This is a genomic window from Massilimicrobiota sp. An142 (assembly GCF_002160725.1).
Lineage (GTDB): Bacteria > Bacillota_I > Bacilli_A > Erysipelotrichales > Coprobacillaceae > Allocoprobacillus > Allocoprobacillus merdigallinarum.
The window spans coordinates 1-1,553 of record NZ_NFLD01000078.1 but is presented as its reverse complement, the minus strand read 5'-3'; the positions used below and the strand labels follow the sequence as shown (position 1 = coordinate 1,553).

Annotated in this window: 1 protein-coding gene; it reads left to right on the top strand. The window is 31.7% G+C overall.

From position 1 onward, the window contains the following. Positions 1 to 1,553: IS1634 family transposase (locus tag B5E87_RS14745; RefSeq protein ID WP_087246163.1), on the top strand; the 1,553-nt coding region annotated here is incomplete at both ends.

Below are 1,553 nucleotides of genomic sequence, written 5' to 3'. Positions count from 1 at the left end.
GGTGCTGCCCATCGTACCTATAAATCTCTTGCTTCTGTTGAAACATGGAAAGCCAAAGGCATCGAAGATCCTATCGCCCACTTCCAGAAGGAAGTTGATGAACTGAACAGTCAGCGCAAAAATGAAGGTGTTCCTAAAATCTCCACTGTTTCCCCTGAACTTTATCTTGGTTATTTTCCTTTTGTTTCTTTAATGAATAAAATGAATATTAAAAAATATGTTGATTATTTCAATCTTTCCAATTCTTTTGAATTTGATCTGTATGAACTGCTTTCTTCTCTGATCTATGCTCGTCTTGTGAATCCCTGCAGTAAACATAAAACTTTTCATGAAGTTCTTCCTCAATTGAAAGATACCGCTCATTTTTCTTATGACCAGCTTCTAGACGGTCTTGCATTTATGGGCAATGATTATGGCAAGTTTATTGAGATTTTTAATGAACAGATGAAGAAAGTCTATAATATCAATACTTCAAAAACTTATTTTGACTGTACTAATTTCTATTTTGAAATTGACAGAGAAGATGATTTCAGACGTAAAGGTCCTTCAAAAGAAAATAGAAAAGATCCTATTGTTAGTTTGGGTCTATTGCTGGATGCCAATCAGATCCCTATTGGCATGAAGTTGTTTCCTGGCAATGAAAGTGAAAAGCCGATTTTAAGGGACGTGATTCAAGGCCTTAAAAAGAAAAATCAAATCGCAGGAAAAACTATACATGTAGCTGATAAAGGACTGAACTGTACTCAAAACATTGCTTTTTCTAAAGAAAATGGAGATGGTTATTTATTTTCTAAATCCGTCAAGACTCTACCTGAAAAAGAAAAAAAGTGGGTATTATTAGATAATGAAGACTGGAAAGAAATAAAAAATGATGAGGGTGCATTATTATATAAATATAAGTCATGCATTGATAAATTTCCTTATCGTATAGAGATTGACGGAAAAAAGAAGACAATATATTTTACTGAGAAACGAGTAGTGACTTATAATCCAAAACTTGCATCTAAAAAAAGATATGAAATCAATAGACAAGTTGAAAAAGCAAAAAAATTATGTTACAGCCAAGCAAAAAGATCTGAATATGGAGATCTGGGAAAATACGTTAATTTTACTGATGAAAATGGAGAAAAAGCAAAAGCAACAATCAATGAGGACATCATAAAAAAGGAACTTGAACTAGCAGGCTATAATCTATTGATTACATCAGAAACAGATATGAAATCAATAGACATCTATAATACCTATCATAATTTATGGAGAATAGAAGAATCATTTAGAATAATGAAATCCGATTTAGATGCCAGACCAGTATTCCTGCAAAAAGAAAACAGTATAAAAGGACATTTTTTGATATGTTATTTGACAGTGTTACTGGAAAGAATATTCCAGTTCAAAGTCTTGGATAACAAATACAGTACTCAGGAAATCATAAAATTTGTAAAAAGTTTTAAGGCAGTAAAAGGAGAAAGTAAATATATTAACGTGACAGCATCGAGCAAATTCATAAAAGAATTTGAGCAAATGACAAAATTACCACTAACAAATTATTACCT